11 protein-coding genes and 1 pseudogene are annotated in these 17,249 nt (G+C 61.0%); 5 read left to right on the forward strand and 7 right to left on the reverse strand.

What is annotated here, in order from left to right; genetic code table 11:
• Positions 1-61 precede the first annotated feature (61 nt).
• Genes F624_RS0116620 through F624_RS0116630 form a run of 3 tightly spaced genes read right to left on the reverse strand, consistent with a single transcriptional unit; the run spans position 62 to position 5,388 of the window.
• Positions 62-3,247 carry a CusA/CzcA family heavy metal efflux RND transporter gene (locus F624_RS0116620; protein WP_019575454.1) on the reverse strand — a complete coding sequence of 1,062 codons (3,186 nt, stop codon included), beginning with the start codon at positions 3,245-3,247 and terminating at the stop codon, positions 62-64.
• A 15-nt stretch (positions 3,248-3,262) separates the two neighbouring features.
• Complete coding sequence (locus F624_RS0116625) at positions 3,263-4,873, reverse strand: efflux RND transporter periplasmic adaptor subunit (protein ID WP_019575455.1); 1,611 nt, start codon at positions 4,871-4,873, stop codon at positions 3,263-3,265.
• 2 nt (positions 4,874-4,875) lie between these two features.
• Positions 4,876-5,388 carry a TolC family protein gene (locus F624_RS0116630; protein WP_019575456.1) on the reverse strand — a complete coding sequence of 171 codons (513 nt, stop codon included), beginning with the start codon at positions 5,386-5,388 and terminating at the stop codon, positions 4,876-4,878.
• A gap of 8 nt (positions 5,389-5,396) precedes the next feature.
• Here F624_RS0116630 and F624_RS0116635 point away from each other — a divergent pair, with 8 nt between their 5' ends.
• Positions 5,397-6,200 (forward strand): ATP-binding protein, encoded by an 804-nt coding sequence (locus tag F624_RS0116635; RefSeq protein WP_019575457.1) that lies wholly within the window; start codon positions 5,397-5,399, stop codon positions 6,198-6,200.
• A 74-nt stretch (positions 6,201-6,274) separates the two neighbouring features.
• Here the strand turns inward: F624_RS0116635 and cadR are convergent, their stop codons facing one another.
• Positions 6,275-6,775, reverse strand: coding sequence for a Cd(II)/Pb(II)-responsive transcriptional regulator (gene cadR / locus F624_RS0116640; protein ID WP_019575458.1), 501 nt, complete (start codon positions 6,773-6,775; stop codon positions 6,275-6,277).
• A 100-nt stretch (positions 6,776-6,875) separates the two neighbouring features.
• On the opposite strand from cadR, the gene F624_RS0116645 reads away from it, so the two are divergent.
• Entirely contained in the window at positions 6,876-9,395 is a 2,520-nt protein-coding gene (locus F624_RS0116645; protein WP_281170942.1) for a heavy metal translocating P-type ATPase, read from the forward strand.
• Between the two features lie 64 nt (positions 9,396-9,459).
• Here the strand turns inward: F624_RS0116645 and F624_RS0116650 are convergent, their stop codons facing one another.
• Entirely contained in the window at positions 9,460-10,116 is a 657-nt protein-coding gene (locus F624_RS0116650; protein WP_019575460.1) for a DsbA family protein, read from the reverse strand.
• On the reverse strand, positions 10,113-10,586 hold the full coding sequence (locus F624_RS0116655; RefSeq protein ID WP_019575461.1) for a disulfide bond formation protein B: 474 nt from the start codon (positions 10,584-10,586) through the stop codon (positions 10,113-10,115). Before F624_RS0116655 ends, F624_RS0116650 begins: the two co-directional genes overlap by 4 nt.
• A gap of 716 nt (positions 10,587-11,302) precedes the next feature.
• On the opposite strand from F624_RS0116655, the gene F624_RS0116660 reads away from it, so the two are divergent.
• The 3 genes from F624_RS0116660 to F624_RS0116670 all read left to right on the forward strand — a co-directional run bounded on the left by F624_RS0116660 (position 11,303) and on the right by F624_RS0116670 (position 16,940).
• Positions 11,303-11,641, forward strand: a complete 339-nt coding sequence (locus tag F624_RS0116660) for a DUF4148 domain-containing protein (RefSeq protein WP_019575463.1) — start codon at positions 11,303-11,305, stop codon at positions 11,639-11,641.
• Positions 11,642-12,586: 945 nt separating this feature from the next.
• A complete protein-coding gene (locus F624_RS32610) occupies positions 12,587-13,903 on the forward strand; it encodes a site-specific integrase (RefSeq protein WP_019575464.1) in 1,317 nt (438 codons plus the stop codon).
• A gap of 43 nt (positions 13,904-13,946) precedes the next feature.
• Positions 13,947-16,940, forward strand: coding sequence for a Tn3 family transposase (locus F624_RS0116670; protein ID WP_031255302.1), 2,994 nt, complete (start codon positions 13,947-13,949; stop codon positions 16,938-16,940).
• A 48-nt stretch (positions 16,941-16,988) separates the two neighbouring features.
• Here F624_RS0116670 and F624_RS0116675 read toward each other — a convergent pair.
• Positions 16,989-17,225 (reverse strand): annotated as a pseudogene (locus tag F624_RS0116675) (M81 family metallopeptidase); the annotation flags it as partial.
• Between the last annotated feature and the right edge of the window lie 24 nt (positions 17,226-17,249).

A 17,249-nucleotide genomic window follows, 5' to 3' on the forward strand; every position in this document is an offset into this window, starting at 1 on the left:
GTTCCTTTGGAGCGAGATTTAGGGAAAGGAGAGGTCCCGCCGCGAGCGGGACCTCCCGCGCTTACACCGGTGCGGGTGCGTCCGGGTGTTTGGGTTCGGCCGAAACATCCTCGTCTTCCTCATCGGGTCGGTGGGCCAGCCGATAAAGAATCGGCAGCACGAGAAGCGTGAGCAGCGTGGACGAAAGAATTCCGCCAATCACCACGGTTGCCAGGGGACGCTGGACTTCAGCGCCAGTGCCTGTAGCGATGGCCATGGGAATGAAGCCCAGTGAGGCCACCAAGGCGGTCATCAGAACGGGGCGCAAGCGGGTCAGAGCGCCTTCACGGATCGCCTCGTCAAGGCCCACACCACCTTCTCTCAAGCTTCGGATGTAGGAAATCATCACCAGCCCGTTGAGGACGGCCACCCCCGACAGCGCAATAAACCCTACGGCCGCTGAGATAGACATCGGAATGTCGCGAAGCCAAAGCGCCAAGATGCCGCCCGTCAGCGCGAATGGAATACCGGTGAAGACCAGCAATCCATCCTTGACGTTTCCGAACATCGCGAACAAAAGGACGAAGACCAGCAGCAGGGACACGGGCACGACGATCTGCAAGCGCTTCGTAGCCGATTGCAGGTTCTCGAAGGTTCCACCCCAGCTCGTCCAGTAGCCCGTAGGGATCTTGATTTGAGCGAGGCCTTGCTCGGCGTCAGCCACGAAAGATCCCACATCGCGTCCGCGCACGTTGGTGCTCACCACAATGCGCCGCTTTCCGTTCTCGCGGCTGACCTGGTTGGGTCCTGGTGCCAGATCGAACGTAGCGACCTCACCCAGCGGAATGAAGTTTGTCTTGCCCTCCGTGCCCGTTCCGGAGCGTGGGAGCGCAATGGGCAGCCGCTTCATTCCCTCCAGGTCGTTGCGCAGGGCTTCGGGCAGTCGAACCAGGATGTCGAATCGGCGGTCGCCCTCGAACATGGTGCCGGCCTCACGTCCGCCGATGGCCGTGGCCACGGTGTCTTGGATGTCGGCGACGTTCAGGCCATAGCGTGCGGCCTTCTGGCGGTCGATATTCACCGTGAGCATCGGAAGGCCTGTTGTCTGCTCGACCTTCACCTCGGATGACCCCTGGATCTTCTGCAGCATTGCGGAAACCTCTTCGGCGGACTTGTTCAACACGTCCATGTCGTCACCGAAAATCTTTACCGCCACGTCGCTTCGCACACCCGAGATCAGCTCGTTGAAGCGCAACTGAATGGGCTGGGAGAACTCGTAGTTGTTGCCAGGAATTTTGCCCAGGACTTCCTGAATTGCGGCAAGCAACTCGTCTCGGGTCTTGCGCGGCTCAGGCCATTCGTCCACGGGCTTGAGCATGATGTACCCGTCCGAAATGTTCGGCGGCATGGGGTCCGACGCAATTTCGGCAGTGCCGGTTCTCGCGAAGATGCGCTCGATCTCGGGAAACTTCGCTTTCAGTGTCCGCTCGATCTGCTGCTGCATAGCCACCGACTGGGACAGGCTGGTTCCCGGAATGCGCAGCGCCTGGATGGCAAGGTCACCCTCATTGAGGTTGGGAACGAATTCGCTGCCCATGCGGGTGGCAATCAGTCCGCACAAGACCACAGCCACTGCGGCAATGGTGAGAACCAGCGTTTTGGCGCCCATCACGCGATCGAGCAGCGGGGCGTACATGCGCTTGGCATAGCCAAGGAGAAAGTTCTCCTTCTCGCTGACCCGGTTGCCAATGAAAAGGGCAACCGCTGCCGGGATGAACGTCACCGACAAAATCATCGCGCCGAGCAGTGCAGCGACCACGGTGAACGCCATCGGGTGAAACATCTTTCCTTCAACACCCGTGAGCGCGAAGATGGGCAGGTACACCACCACGATGATCAGTTGCCCGAACAGCAAGGGGCGGCGCGATTCCTGGGACGCGAGGAACACTTCATGGAAGCGCTCTGCCCGGGTCAGCGGCCGCCCATGATGCGCTTGCGCGTGGGCAAGACGCCGAACACAGTTCTCAACGATCACGACAGCACCGTCAATGATGATGCCGAAGTCCAGGGCCCCGAGGCTCATCAGGTTGGCACTCACCTTGTACTGGACCATGCCCGTGAACGTGAAGAGCATCGACAAGGGAATGACCATTGCGGTGATGATCGCTGCGCGGATGTTCCCCAGGAAAAGGAAAAGGATCACGATCACGAGAACCGCGCCTTCGAGCAGGTTTTTCTTCACCGTGCCGATGGCCTTGTCGACGAGCACCGTGCGGTCATAGACCGTCACCGCATGCACACCCTCTGGAAGGCTCTTGTTGACCTCCACCATCTTCTTGTCTACCGCCTGGGAGACGGTCCGGCTGTTTTCTCCAATCAGCATGAACACGGTGCCGAGAACCACTTCCCGTCCGTTGTCCGTAGCAGCTCCGGTTCGAAGCTCCCGGCCAATGCCCACTTCGGCCACGTCCTTGACGCGCACGGGCACGCCGTTGGCGCTGCTGAGGATCACGTTGCCGATGTCCTCCAGGGATTTCACTTGGCCAGGCGCACGGATGAGGTACTGCTCGCCGCGCTTTTCGATGTAGCCCGCGCCCACGTTTCCGTTGTTGCGATCCAGAGCGGTCAATACGTCCTGCAGCGTCACGCCCAGCGAAGCCAGGCGCTCGGGGATGGGCGCGATCTGGTATTCCTTGGCGAAGCCGCCGATGGAGTTGATTTCCGTCACGCCAGGAACGTTGCGCAGCTGTGGCTTGATGATCCAGTCCTGGATCTCGCGCAGGTCGGTCGGGGTGTAGGGTGAGCCGTCGGGCTTCTTCGCGCCGTCCTTGGTTTCGACGGTCCAAAGGTAGATTTCCCCCAGCCCGGTCGAGATGGGCCCCAGCGCTGGCGTGATGCCAGCCGGCAGTTTGTCCCGGGCCTCCTGGATGCGCTCGTTAACGAGTTGGCGGGCGAAATAGATGTCGGTGCCGTCCTTGAAAATGACGGTGACTTGCGACAGTCCATACCGCGAAAGCGACCGCGTCTGATCCAGGTTCGGCAGGCCGGCCATGACCGTCTCAATCGGGTATGTGACCCGCTGCTCGGTCTCAAGGGGCGAGTAGCCGGCCGCCTGCGTGTTGATCTGGACCTGGACGTTCGTGATGTCGGGCACGGCGTCAATAGGCAGCTTCTGGTAGCTGAAGACGCCGAAGGCCGCCATCGCGAAGGCCGCAAGCAGCACCAGCCATCGCTGCTCGATGGAGAATCGGATGAGTTTTTCAAACATGTATAGGCTCCGGGATCAGTGCGTGTGTTCGGCAGATCCCTTGCCGAGCTCGGACTTCACGACGAAGCTACCGGTCGAGGCGTAAGGCATGCCGGCCTTGAGGCCCCCAAGGACCTCGATCCGCTTGCCATCGCTGCGGCCCAGCTTCACGGGCTGAGCAATAAACCCACCGTTGACCTTCAGGAAGACAACGGGCTTGTCTCCAAGGTTCTGCACCGCGTCAGCCGAGATCGTCACAGGTGCCGCTGTTTCTTCAGAAATAACCTCGACGTTCACGAACAGGCCGGGGCGCCAGGCGCCTTTGGGGTTGTCCAGAACCACGCGGGCTTTGGCTGTGCGGGTTTGCTCGCCGATCAACGCGCCCACAAAAGCAACCGTACCCGTGGCCGACGCATCAAACGCAGTGGCCTTGATGGTGACTTTCTCCCCCACCCGCACCGACGGCAGATCCTTCGCTGGAAGGTTGATTTCAGCCCAAACGGTGGAGAGGTCCGAGATGGTGAACACGGCCGCATCTTCCTTGACGGCTTCGCCCAGGCTCAGATGCTTCTCGATGACGATCCCGTCAAAGGGCGCACGCAGCTCGATGCGGTTGAGACCGGAAGCCGACGAGGTGGACAGGCCCAGCGCACTCAGCTTTTGATTGGCGTTGGCCACAGCCACCTCTGCTTCGCTCAGGGCTTGCCTGGCCTGCAGGTAGTCCTGTTCGGCAGATACCTTCTGCTCCCACAGCTTCTTTTCTCGCTCGTAAGTCGTCTTGGCCAGAGCGAGGCGCTTGTGGGCCGTCTGCAGCTCGCTGCGTTGCTCCGAGGCAGTGGGGCTGGCAATGGCCGCCAGGACTTGTCCCTTCTTGACGACCTGGCCAAGGCTGGCGCTGACGCTTTCCACCACACCGGCGAGCCGTGGAACCACATGCGAGGTGCGGTCTTCGTTGAGCGTGATTTCACCAGGCAGCAAGAGTGCCGTCTTGATGTTGGCGGCGGATGTCGTATCCACCGTAATCGAGGCAGCCTTGATCTGGGCGTCTGCCAATTCAACCTTGCCTTCTTCCTTGCTCATCACGAACATGAAGGGCTCGGTGGCCGTCTGCGCGATGATCTCGATCTCGAATGCATGGGGTTCGGGAACGATTTCCTTACTGACCAGGCTGTCTTTTTCCTGAACGAAAGTCAGCTTCTGCTTTTCGTCTGTAAGGCGGGTCACCGTTGCGGTGACCGTCGCGGCATTCAGCGGCAGCGCCTTGTCCTTGTCGAACAACCAGATGCGCAGCCGCGGCTCTCCACCATCCTCGGACAGCAGCGCCTCCAGGCTGAAATCGCCTTCCTTGAAAACGGTACCGCCGTGAGCGCCCTTGGCTTCGCTCTTTTCGTGGTGCTCGCCGTCCGCATGGCCCTTGTCATCGTCGTGGCCCTTTTCTCCTGCCTTGCCGTGGTGCTCACCGTCGCCGTGGCCCTTGGCTTCAGTGTGGCCGCCGTGCCCGTGGCCATCGCCTTCGGCAGCTGCCGTGTTGGGCTTTCCGCCGCCCTGCAAGATGAAGGCGCCGGCCCCGACCCCCAATGCGAGGACGACGGCAATGGCGATCAGGTGCTTTTTGCTGATGGAGGATTTGCTGGTGTTCATGGTCATTCTCAGTTCTGCGTTGCGATCAGGCGGGGGTCGGAAGGGCCACCGAGCAGGCGGTCCACCTCGGCCGCCGCACGATGTGCTTCGCCGAGTGCTTTGAGATATTGGGATTTGGCGGTGAAGTAGGTGCGCTGCGCATCAAGCACTTCCAGGAAATTGAACTTGCCGTTCTCAAAGCCAATGGTTGCCGCGTCATAGGCGGACTTCGCCCCTGGAAGAACATCCTGCTGCAGCGACTGCACCTCCGCTGCAATCGTGGACAGTCGTTCCCGGGCCTGTGCCACTTCGCTGTGCAGACGCACAGTGGCCGCCTGCAAGTCATCTCGCGCCTTGTCCTCAAGCTTCAGTGCTTCCAGGAGATTGCCTTGGTTGCGGTCGAACACTGGTAGCGGGACAGAAACACCGAAGAGGAGCACGTTGCGCTGCGTCTCGTTGCTGCGTTGCATGCCCACGCTGACGGTGACGTCCGGCACTCGCTTGCTTTGTTCCAGATCAGTGAGGGCCTTGCGCCGATCCACCTCGATGCGTGCCAGGACAACGGCAGGCGACGAAGAAGTCTGCGGACAACCTGCACCACCGGCTCGACAGCGGCGAGCAGCCTCTGGAGCTGGTGCCGTTAATCGACCAGTTCAATGCGCTGCTGGCACGCATCGAGAAGGCCTACTCGCAGATGGAAGGCTTCAATGCAGATGTGGCGCATGAGTTGTGCACCCCACTGGCCACCCTCATTGCAAACAACGAGCTGGCACTCAGGCGTCCTGAGCAGGCGGACATGCGGGAGGTCCTTGCCTCCAACCTGGAAGAACTGCATCGCCTGACGGGAATCGTCAACGACATGCTGTTTCTGTCCCAGGCGGATCGGGGCGTGGGCGCACGCCGCACTCGCGTTGCCAGCCTCGCATCGGTGGCTGCGGACGTGTTGGATTACCACGAGGCAGCACTGGCCGATGCCGGCTTGACTGCCAAGGTGGTGGGCGACGCCCATGGCGCCTTTGATGTGCCTTTGTTGCGCCGGGCCTTGTCGAACCTGCTGGGCAACGCCACCCGGTACGCGAGAAAAGGCTCGATCGTCCAGGTCATCTTCAGGACCGTCGATGAGGAGCACGTGTTGCTCAGCGTCACCAACTGCGGCGACACCATCGATCCCGAAATTCTCCCGCACCTGTTTGACCGCTTCTTCCGCGCCGATCCCGCCCGCAGCCATGGACAAAGCAACCATGGCCTGGGCCTGGCCATCGTTGGCGCAATCGCTCGGATGCATCAGGGCAAGCCAGTCGCACGGTCAGAGAATGGCGTGACGAGTGTCGGGATAGAGATCCGCGCCCAGTGACCACCGATCGCGTGCGGCGCTCGCAGCCGAGGAGCCGAATGGTGGTGGCGCGGCTTGCCGAGTGGATTTTTGGGTCAGCGCCTGCCTAGTGCCGTCTGTCTGGTGCCAGATCCGATTTCGCCATGCGCTCCCGGCGGATGCCCCTCGCCGGGTTGCGTTGGCGGCATGTGGTTGTGCTGGCGCGCGGCTGTAGCCAGGCCACCCAGAATTCCGCAGTCCCCGGCCAGATGGCCTGGCGAACATTGCTCTTGCAGACTGCGAAGCTCCACCTCCAAGGCTTGCAGTTCCCGAATACGAGACACGACGTGCTCGATATGTGCCTGAAGGAGCGCGTCCACCGCGCCGCAGTTCTCACCGGGCGCGTCTTTGAAATGCAGCAGCACGCGGATCTCATCGAGCGTCATGTCCAGGCAGCGGCAGTGGCGGATGAAGGCCAGCCGCTCCACGTGGCTGCTGTCGTACACCCGGTAGTTGCTTTCTGTGCGCGTTGCAATCGGCAGGAGGTTCTCGCGCTCGTAATAGCGGATGGTCTCCGTTTGGGTGCCAGTGGCTTTGGCGAGTTCGCCGATTTTCATTGAGGGGGTGCTTCGCAAAAATCCGGTTTACGTAGGACAAGGCAGCGACATCTCACGCACTGCTTGACTTTAAGGTCACTACAGGGTTTCCAATTAGGCCATGAAACCAGAAACCAGCACCTCCACAAGCGTTGACTCCTGCGGTTCCGCAGGTTGCTCAAGTCCTGTCCCCCCTGAGAGCACCACAGCAGGCGTCCCCGGCCAAGGCAAGCTTTTCAAAATCGCAACCATGGACTGCAGCGCCGAGGAGTCTGAGATCCGCCGGGCGCTGGAGCCATTGGAGGGAATTCGCTCCCTGGGCTTTCAGCTCGGCGCGCGCACGCTGAAGATCGATGCCCAGGAAAGTGCGTACCCTTTGGCCTTGGAGGCGATTCGCAAAGCAGGCTTCGATCCGCAGCCTGTAGCTGCGGCATCAGATCCCATCAGCCAAGGCAAGCTGTTCAAAATCGCGACCATGGACTGCAGTGCCGAGGAGGCAGAAATCCGCCGGGCGCTGGAGCCACTGGAAGGTATCCGCTCTTTGGGCTTCCAGCTCGGCGCGCGGACGCTGAAAATCGATGCGACAGAAAGCGCGTACCCCTTGGCCCTGGACGCGATCCGCAAAGCGGGCTTCGATCCGCAACCAGTAGCTGCAGCGGTGCAAACCGAAGGAGGACCGGCCGCCGAACATGCCGACGCAGATGACCACGGACACGGGTTTGCCGGTGGCATTTCTCGCCTAGTCGCAGCGCTTGTGTTCGCCACGGGCGCGGAGGTGCTCTCCTTCTTCGCGCCCGACCAAATGGCCTGGAAGATCGCGGGCATGGCCATCGCCGCGCTGGCTATCTGGCTGGCGGGCATCGACACCTACAAGAAGGGCCTTGCAGCGCTGATGCGCGGCAAGCTCAACATCAATGCCCTGATGTCGGTGGCCGTCACAGGCGCCTTCCTCATTGGCCAGTGGCCTGAGGCCGCCATGGTGATGGCACTGTACGCCATTGCCGAGCTGATCGAGGCCAAGGCCGTGGACCGGGCCCGCAACGCCATCAAGGGCTTGCTGGAGCTTGCCCCGGAAGAAGCTCTGGTCCTCGGCCCTGACGGCGCATGGTCCGTCACACCGGTGGCCTCGGTGGCCATTGGCGCAACCGTGCGCATCAAACCGGGTGAACGTGTGCCGCTGGACGGCAAGGTGACCAAGGGAAACGGGGCCATCAATCAGGCCCCGGTCACCGGAGAGAGCATCCCCGTGGACAAGGCACCTGGCGACCAGGTGTTTGCCGGCACCATCAACGAAACCGGTGAGCTGGAGTTCCAGGTCACGGCATTGTCCAGCAACACCACTCTTGCCAGGATCATTCAAGCCGTCGAACAAGCGCAGGGTACGCGCGCACCGACGCAACGCTTCGTAGATCGGTTTGCCGCCATCTATACGCCCGCGGTCTTCGCCATCGCTGTGGCGGTGGCGGTGCTCACGCCGTCTCTGATGGGCCTGACTTGGCTGGAGGCACTCTACAAAGCGCTCGTCCTGCTGGTGATCGCCTGTCCGTGTGCCCTGGTGATTTCCACGCCTGTCACGGTGGTCAGCGGATTGGCCGCTGGCGCGCGTCGCGGGATCCTGATCAAGGGGGGAACCTATCTGGAGGACGCAAGGCTCCTCAAGGCCGTGGCGCTGGACAAGACGGGCACCATCACCGAAGGCAAGCCCAAGCTGGTGGAATGGAAGGTTTGGGGTGCGGGTGACAAAGTCGCTACCCAGCAGATGGCCGCCAGCCTGGCCGGCAGGTCCGATCACCCAGTGTCCAAAGCGATCGTCCAGGGCCTGGAAGTGCAAGGTCCGGAGGCCGAGAACTTCAAGGCCTTGCCCGGGCGCGGTGTCGAGGGCGTGGTCAACGGGTTGCGCCTAGTGCTGGGCAACCACCGGCTCATCCATGAGCAAGGACTGTGCACCCCCGAGGTGGAGGCGGAGCTGGCCATTCACGAAAAGCAGGGTCGCACGGTGACACTCCTGGCCGACGACTCCCGCGTCCTGGCCCTGTTTGCCGTGGCTGACACGATCCGGGAGACATCGAAGCAGGCCATTGTCGATCTCAAGGCACTGGGGGTGACCTCGGTCATGCTGACCGGAGACAACACAGCCACGGCCAAGGCGATCGCGGCGCAGGCCGGCATCGATGACGCCCGCGGTGATTTGCTGCCCGAAGCCAAGCTCGATGCCATCAAAGAGATGCAAAAGCGCTATGGGGCCACCGGCATGACCGGCGATGGCATCAACGATGCGCCGGCATTGGCCCAGGCCGATATCGGCTTTGCGATGGGTGGCGCAGGTACCGACACCGCCATGGAAGCGGCCGACGTGGTCATCATGAACGACAACCTGGAGCGCGTCGCGGAGACGGTGCGGCTGTCCAAGCGCACCCACGCGATCCTCTGGCAGAACATCACCCTGGCGCTGGGCATCAAGAGCGTGTTCCTGGTGATGGCGGTGGTCGGCACCGCAACCATGTGGATGGCTGTCTTCGCGGACATGGGCGCGAGCTTGTTGGTGGTGGCCAACGGCCTGCGTCTGCTTCGCGGTACCCGGGTGGAGCCATCCGCCAAGCCAAGCCCCTCAGAAACGAAGGAGCATGCACATGCCCACTGAGCGTTCGCCTCTGCGCGCCGAGCGCGCCAGATGGGCGTGCGGAGCCTTCACCGATGTTCCGCGTTCATTTCTTGGTTTTGGAGACCTCTTGCGCCACCAGTTCAGCCAGTTGCTTGTGGCCAAAGCTGGGTAGCGGGCGACCGTTGACGAAGAAGGTGGGAGTCTTCTCGACCTTGAGGGCGGTCAGGTCCCGTACGTCCTGCAGCACAACGGCGTTCAGCGCAGGGGCTGCCATGTCCGCCAATGCCCGCGGCATGTCCAGTCCCGCCTGCTCAGCCGCCTTGTAGGCCAACTCCAGTTTGGGGGTTCCATGGTCCGCCCACTGTGGCTGTGCGGCCAGCACCGCCTCCAGCACGGCCAGGTACTTGTCCTGCCGCCGGGCCGATTCCAGCAACTTGACCACCTGTTCCGAGCCCTGGTGGAAAGGTGCATAGCGGATGACCAACCGCACCTCGGTGGGGTACTGCTGCATCAATTCCTTCACCACCGGATAGAAAGCGCGGCAGGTCTCGCAGGCAGGATCGAAGAACTCGACGATGGTCACGGGTGCCTCACGGGGACCGATCACGGGCGAATGCATTCGGACCAGGCGTTCGGCCTGTCCTGCCACCTGCAGCTCCTGTGCACTTTGCACGCGGCTCTGGTACAGATTCACGCCGACAAGGAATGCCACAAAGGCCATGCCCAGCACGAGGAAGATGATGAGTTTGCGGTGATTCATTTGGCTGTCTTACGCAGATAAAGGGAGAGTGAAACGGCGATGGCAATGAACGCCGCCAGTGAAAGCCAGGGCAACTCAATGCCGTAGAAGATGTCGAGCTTCTGATCGGCGCAAGACACGCCGGCGCCGCAGGGAACCCAAGCCTTGGGGACGAGGCCTGCCACCAAGAGGCTGTGGTAGAGCGCCACGGCAGCACCCGCCAGCGCCAGAGGCACGGCATAGACAGCACCCCGGCGGTCTTCGCTGTAGAAGGCCATACCCAAAAGCAAGGCCAGCGGGAACATGGCAATGCGCTGGTACCAGCACAAGACGCAAGGAACCATGCCAATGACTTCGCCGATGAACAACGCACCGCCCGTGGCGCACACAGCCAGCAGCCAAGCGATCAAGAGCAGCATCGAGGGTCGACTCATAGCCACCCCCTTGGACAACGGTTCTGGCAGGAAGCGCCAAGCAAGGCGCAACTGCATGTGAAAATTCCAGGGCCGTGCGACCCGTCAGTGGTGGACATGAAAAGATCCCGAAGGCATCACAGGAGGCCAGCACACGCTGTGCTGGCACGCTTGGCGGGGATCGGAGACGGTTGGCGACCGATGCCCTGGTCAGCCCAGGGCGTGCCACTGCGGGCGTTCGGGGCGACTGGCGGACTCTGAAGACGGCCACCCGCGCGTGTCGGTATGAAAGCGCGCGAGGTGCAAGGCCGGCACAAGATCGCGTTGCGCCTGAAAGGCTTCGCAGCCCTGCAGATGGCATGCACCACAGTCCACGCTGGGCGCTGCATCGCCGGCTCGGGCGGGCTCATTCATCGCACCATCCCGCTGCTGGGCGTGCTCGCAGCAATGCACTGCCACAAGAGGCAAGGAACCCGGTCCGCCATCGTCGCAGTACGCGCCCACCGCAGCCCAGCACAGTTGCAGCGGCAACAGTACCAACAGGAAAACAAGCAGATGGGCGCGGGTGTGCATCCGGAAAATTGTAGTGGCATCCCAGGCGGAACCATCACTTTCAAGCGCCGGCCGATGCAATGCCCGGCAGTGTCGAATCGATCACACAGCCAGGCGCGACAACATAACAAACTTGTAATCCTGCGGTGCGCAAGCTGTTGGCATACGGTCAGTGACTCGTCGGCTGGCCAGACGTTGGTGCAGTTTCCGGGGCACGTTCATTCAAACCCAAGGAGATACACATGACAGTTCGCACCTTCCTGACCGCCTTGTCGCTTGCGGCGGCCGTCGCCCCGGCCATGGCCAGTGGCGTGATCCATCCCGCGACGACCGAGATGGGGTACACGACGCACCCGGAACACGCGCAAGCTGGCAAATCGCGTGACCAGGTCGTGGCGGAGATGGACCAGTCCAAGACGGACGGCCTATGGCAGTACCACCGCTTTGGCGCCCCTGTACCAGTGAAGGGCAAGGCAGCGACTCGCGATGATGTGCTGGCTGAGCTGGAGCGCTCGCAAAAGCATCCGAGCTGGGCACTTCGCCGCGTCGGCGCACCAGTTCCGGCAGTACCTGCACCCTGAAGCGATCCATTGTCAGCAGCGTCCCCGGTGCTGGCAATGCAGACGGCAGATCCCAAAGGGGGCCAGTCCTGGAGCCGCTTGTGAGGCGCGCACTGGCCCCGTCATTGTCCCTGCAGCTATGCGGCATTGAATTGCCCCCCACCGGACTGGCTTCGAGCTTGCCAATGGTCGACGAAGCATGTGTCGTCTGGGAAGGCAAGGACTACTTGATCCCGTCTCTACCGTGAGCCGGACCCGTTCCCGCTGATCGGGCAACGACTGCTGCGCCTGGCACGATTGCCTTTGATGGAGGCGGTAAAGTCGTGCGTGCAGACCAGCAGGAGGTGCCCAGTCTGGCTGCACTGACGGGAGATGTTGTGGGTGAGCTCTATGACTATCTGCAGGCGGCCGACCGTGAGACCACGGTGCGCTACCTCGTGACCTATGCGGGCTCCCACAAAATTAGCACCCTGAGGCAGCGGCGGCACACGAAAGCACTGGATAGCTGTAATGCGGAGTTGCCGTCAACCTGCCGAGCAGGTATATTTCGTGTCGACGCGCTGATCGGCCCACCCGCAAGGGCGCCCCAGTGTACAGAGTTGACGGCCTCCGCAAGGAGGCTTTTGGCTATCTGGGCCTCATTCGCGCATGGTGCCACGCCAATTTCGCAGCAGGCACGCAACGGAGTTGCCTGCCGTCCACTGGCTGGCGGGTCGGCCAATCTTCTAAGCTTTCAAAGTCGATCGCCTGACCGTCCTAACCTTTGTCTGTTGTGCCGACCGAGAAGCGATAGGGGTCCCACGGGCAGTGGTGCCAAGCTCACACCCACAGGTCAACGGCTGTTCGAGAAGAATCACCTCTATGATCGGACGCAACGTGTTGCTCGCATGTGGTCATGCTGCTGTGGACGTTGTTGAAAATGATGCCACCTGAGCCGGCCTTGACCCATAGCTATTCCGCAAGCAGATGAACCGTCTTGCCCAGTACATCAAGGCTGCGGAGCGTGATAACACGCGTCGGAGCTACGCCGCTGCGATTCGACATTTTGAAACCGAGTGGAAGGGCCTGCTGCCGGCCACTACAGACGCCATTGCCCGCTACTTGGCCGACTACGCCGCTACCCTGACCATCAACACGCTGCGCCAGCGGCTGGCGGCGCTTTCCCGCTGGCATGCCGATCAAGGTTTCGCCGATCCCACCAAGTCGCCGCTGGTGCGCCAGGTCCTCAAAGGCATTCGCTCCGTCCACGCCGAGCCAGAAAAGCGTGCACGTCCGTTGGAGCTGGCGGTGCTTCAGCAGGTTGATCAGTGGCTCGATGCCGCGATCAGTAACGCTCAGCAGGCTGGCGACCAATCTGCGTTGCTTCGCCACACACGCAACCGTAGCCTGATGCTGCTGGGGTTTTGGCGCGGGTTTCGCTCCGACGAGCTGCTCAACCTGCGCGTTGAGAACACCGAGGTCACCCCGGGCGAGGGCATGGCCTGCTACTTGGGCCGCAGCAAGGGCGACCGGCAACTGCAGGGCCGGGTTTTCAAATGCCCAGCGCTATCGCTCCTGTGTCCCGTGACCGCCTACAAGGCCTGGATAGACCTGGCCGGTTTGAACGAGGGTCCGGTGTTTCGAAAAATTGACCGCTGGGGTCATATCGCAGGGGAAAACCTGCATGCCAGCAGCGTGATCCCCTTGCTGCGCAGCCTGTTTGCAGAATCGGGTGTCGAGTCGCCAAAGGAATACAGCAGCCACTCCATGCGCCGCGGGTTTGCCGGCTGGGCCCGCGCCAGCGGCTGGGATATCAAGGAGTTGATGGAGTACGTCGGCTGGAAAGATGTCAAGTCAGCCATGCGCTATCTGGACGCGTCAAATTCAAGCCTGCAAGCCCGGTTCGAGCAGGGACTGACAGTGTTGGCACCGACACCTCGCAAACCAACGCATCCTCTATTGCCAGGGACCGAACAGGTCCAAGTTCTACGCTTGCCGGCCGCAGAAGAGATGCCCATCGCGATCGTGCGCGTCACCATGGTGCTGGCCCGCTTCAGCAAGCAGTCGCGGGGCCTGGCCAGGGGCCGTCGACTGATCGAGCAGACCTGCTTCGAGCGTTTTGCGACGCAACGCCTGAACACTGAGGGCACGCTCTATGAACTGGCGATTCCCTACCAGTCCCGCGACACGCTGGACGAGATGATCGCCGAGCTGCTGGATGACATGTACCGTATCGCAGAGGACAACCAGTGCCTTCTGGAAACCTCTTTTCACGAGCCCGCCACCGACTCACACTGGGATTGAGGCTGTGGGTGGACCGGTTGCCAAACAGGGGTAGTGGGCGCACATGACCACACGCAATGAGACGGCCTATCCCAGCCTGAACCCCGATCCAACCCCCCGTGAATTGGAAGAGCTTTACACTCCGACCGAGGCTGAGAAGCTCATGGCTGCCGGTATTGGCAAGCGGCCCCTGCCTCGCATCGTTGCGTTGATCCACCTGAAGGTATTCCAGCGCCTGGGGTACTTCATCCCCCTCGCTGAGGTACCAGCGGCCATCAGAGAGCGTATCGCACAGCAGGCCGGGATTGCCAGAGAGCCCACGCTCGCCGACCTGAAGCGCTTCGAGGCCTCGGGCTCGCGTATGGCGCTTTTCGCGACTTTGCGCCGGCATCTCAATGTCAAATCCTTGGACCCGGCCGGTCACGCCTGGTTGGGCGTTGTGGCCGACACTGCGGCCGAAACCAAACAGGCAGTGGCCGACATCATCAACGTGATGCTCGAAGAGCTGGTCCACCATCGCTACGAGTTACCCGCTTTCTCAACGCTGGACCGAATGGCATTTCGGGCTCGGGAAAAGAGCAATAGCCGGTACTTCTCAGCCATCGCAGGTCAACTCACCGCGCAGACCCGGGCCCTGATCGATGGACTTCTCAAAACCGCCCCGGGGGAGTCCGCTTCTGCCTGGCAGACGCTCAAGCGCGAGCCCAAGCGGCCGACAAACAAGGAAACCCGAACCTACATCCACCATATCCGGCGTCTTCAGCACCTGGTGGAGCAGTTGCCAAAGCCAGATGTCCCTGTTCCCAAGCTCAAGCAGTTCCGGCACTTGGCGCGCGCGCTCGATGCGACAGAGATGGCTGAACTCAAACCGCAAAAGCGCTACGCCCTGGCGGTGATATTTATCCGGGCCCAGCATGCCCAATCACTGGACGATGCCGCGGATCTGTTCATTCGCCTCATGCAGAACCTGGAAAACAATGCCCGTGAAAAATTGCTGTCTTTCCAGCAGGAACGGGTACAGAAAACCGACATGCTGGTTGGTCAGCTCAAAGACATCCTGGGGGTCTATCAACTGGAGGGAACAGACACTCAGCGCGTGGATGCCATTGGGACCACACTGGTGGCCGACGTGGAAGACCTGCTCAACGAATGCGAGCAACACCTGGCCTATGCCGGACGGAACCACCTGCCTTTCCTGTTGCAGCCCTACAAGACGGTTCGGGCCCAGTTGCTCAACTGCATCAGCATCGCCTCACCGCAAGCCAGCAGTGAAGACCTGGTGATGGAGCGGTTGATTGAGGCGCTCTACAACCTGCGTGACAACCGTGCCGACATCGTTTCACTAGACGCATTGGGGTTGACTGAAGACAGGGATTTGCGTTCGATGTCGGCGCAGTGGCGCAAACTGGTACTGGTCAAACCACCAGGCAAGGGCCGGGCAGAAGCGGTACACCGCCGGTACTTTGAGCTGGCGGTGATGTACGCCATCAAGGACGAACTGAAGTCGGGCGATCTCTTCATCAAGTACGGTGAACGTTATGACGACTACCGGGAGCAGTTGGTCGATGACGAAACCTTTGAAAAAGAGGTGGGCGAGTATGGCAAGGTCACCGGCATCGAGACGGAGCCCAGTTCCTTTGTATCTTTGCTGAAATCGGCCATGTCGCTGAGGGCGAAGGAAATAGATGCAAATTTCCCGGAGAACGCCCATGCGGAAATTGTCGATGGACGTCTGATCCTCAGAAAACCACCGCGCTCTGACATCGTCGAAGCCGCCGCACGGATCGACGCCTTGATATCCGAGCGGATGAAAGCGGTCAGTATCGTGGATGTGATGATCGATACCGAGCGTTGGTTGGACCTGCACAAGCTATTTCGCCCATTGGCCGGGACAGACAGCCGCCTTGAGGATCTTCGGATGCGCGTTATCACAACGCTGTTTTGCTACGGCTGCAACCTCGGGCCGGTTCAGACCGCCAAATCCATCAAAGGGCTGAGCCGCCGCCAGATCTCCTGGCTCAACCTGAAGTACGTGAGCGAAGACCTGTTGGACAAAGCCATTGTGAAGGTGATCAATGCGTACAACAAGTTTGAACTGCCAGGCTACTGGGGTACCGGCAAGCACGCGTCGGCCGACGGCGCCAAATGGAGCCTGTATGAGCAAAACCTGCTATCGGAACACCATATCCGCTATGGTGGTTACGGCGGCATCGGCTACTACCATGTGTCCGACAAATTCATCGCGCTGTTCAGCCATTTCATTTCCTGCGGCACTTATGAAGGTCTGCACATCTTGGACGGGCTGCAGAGCAACGAGTCAGACATTCGCCCTGACACCATTCACGGTGACACACAGGCTCAAAGCTACCCCATTTTCGCGTTGGCCCATTTGCTAGGCATCAAACTTATGCCGCGCATACGGGGAATCCAGGATCTCAAGTTCCATCGCCCAGCGCCAGGCAATGCGTATCCCAACATCAACGCGTTGTTCAGTGATGTGATCGACTGGCGGCTCATTGAAACGCATTTTCCGGCGATGCTGCGGGTGGCGGTTTCCATCAAGACCGGAAAAATCACTCCATCCACCATCTTGCGTCGGCTGGGTACGTACAGCCGCAAGAACAAGCTGTACTTTGCCTTCGTGGAACTGGGCAAGGTGGTCCGCACCATGTTCCTACTGAGCTATATCGGCGATGTTGGGCTGCGCAAGGTGATCCATGCCGAAACCAACAAGAGCGAGCAATTCAACGGCTTTGCCCGCTGGTCACTCTTTGGAGGAGGTGGGATCATTGCCGAGAACATCCGGCATGAACAGCGCAAGGTGATCAAGTACAACCATCTGGTGGCCAACATGATCATTCTGCACAACGTGGTGGGAATGACGCAAGTGCTGCAGGAGCTGCGGGACGAGGGCATCGACATCACTTTGGACATTCTGGCGGGCTTGGCGCCGTATCGCACGCAGCACATCAACCGGTTTGGGGACTACACGCTGGATTTCCGGCGCAAGATCAGCCCCTTGAACTTCGAAGCCACCATAATTCCAATGGAATCATAGACTTAAGGTCGTTTCTGCGGTTTTTTACATGAATCCCTGCCGACCCTCGACCTGGGCCGAGGGCGCGGCCCCGGCCCAGCAGGCGGGCAGCAAGGCCCAGCCGCGCGCTTGGGCCTCGCTGATGAAGCCGCCGATGGGCAGGCTGCTGCCGGTGAAGCGGCGCAGCATGTCGGCCCCTTCGCTGTAGGCCGGAAAGCCGTCGCCACGCAAAAAGGCGGCCCAGTCGGCGGGGCTGGGGGCGAAGGTGTTGGTCTCGTGCTGAAAGCCGGCGATCAGGATGTTCATGGTGTTTGGCAGTGTGCAGGAATG

This window comes from Curvibacter lanceolatus ATCC 14669, from assembly GCF_000381265.1.
GTDB classification, from domain to species: Bacteria; Pseudomonadota; Gammaproteobacteria; order Burkholderiales; family Burkholderiaceae_C; genus Curvibacter; species Curvibacter lanceolatus.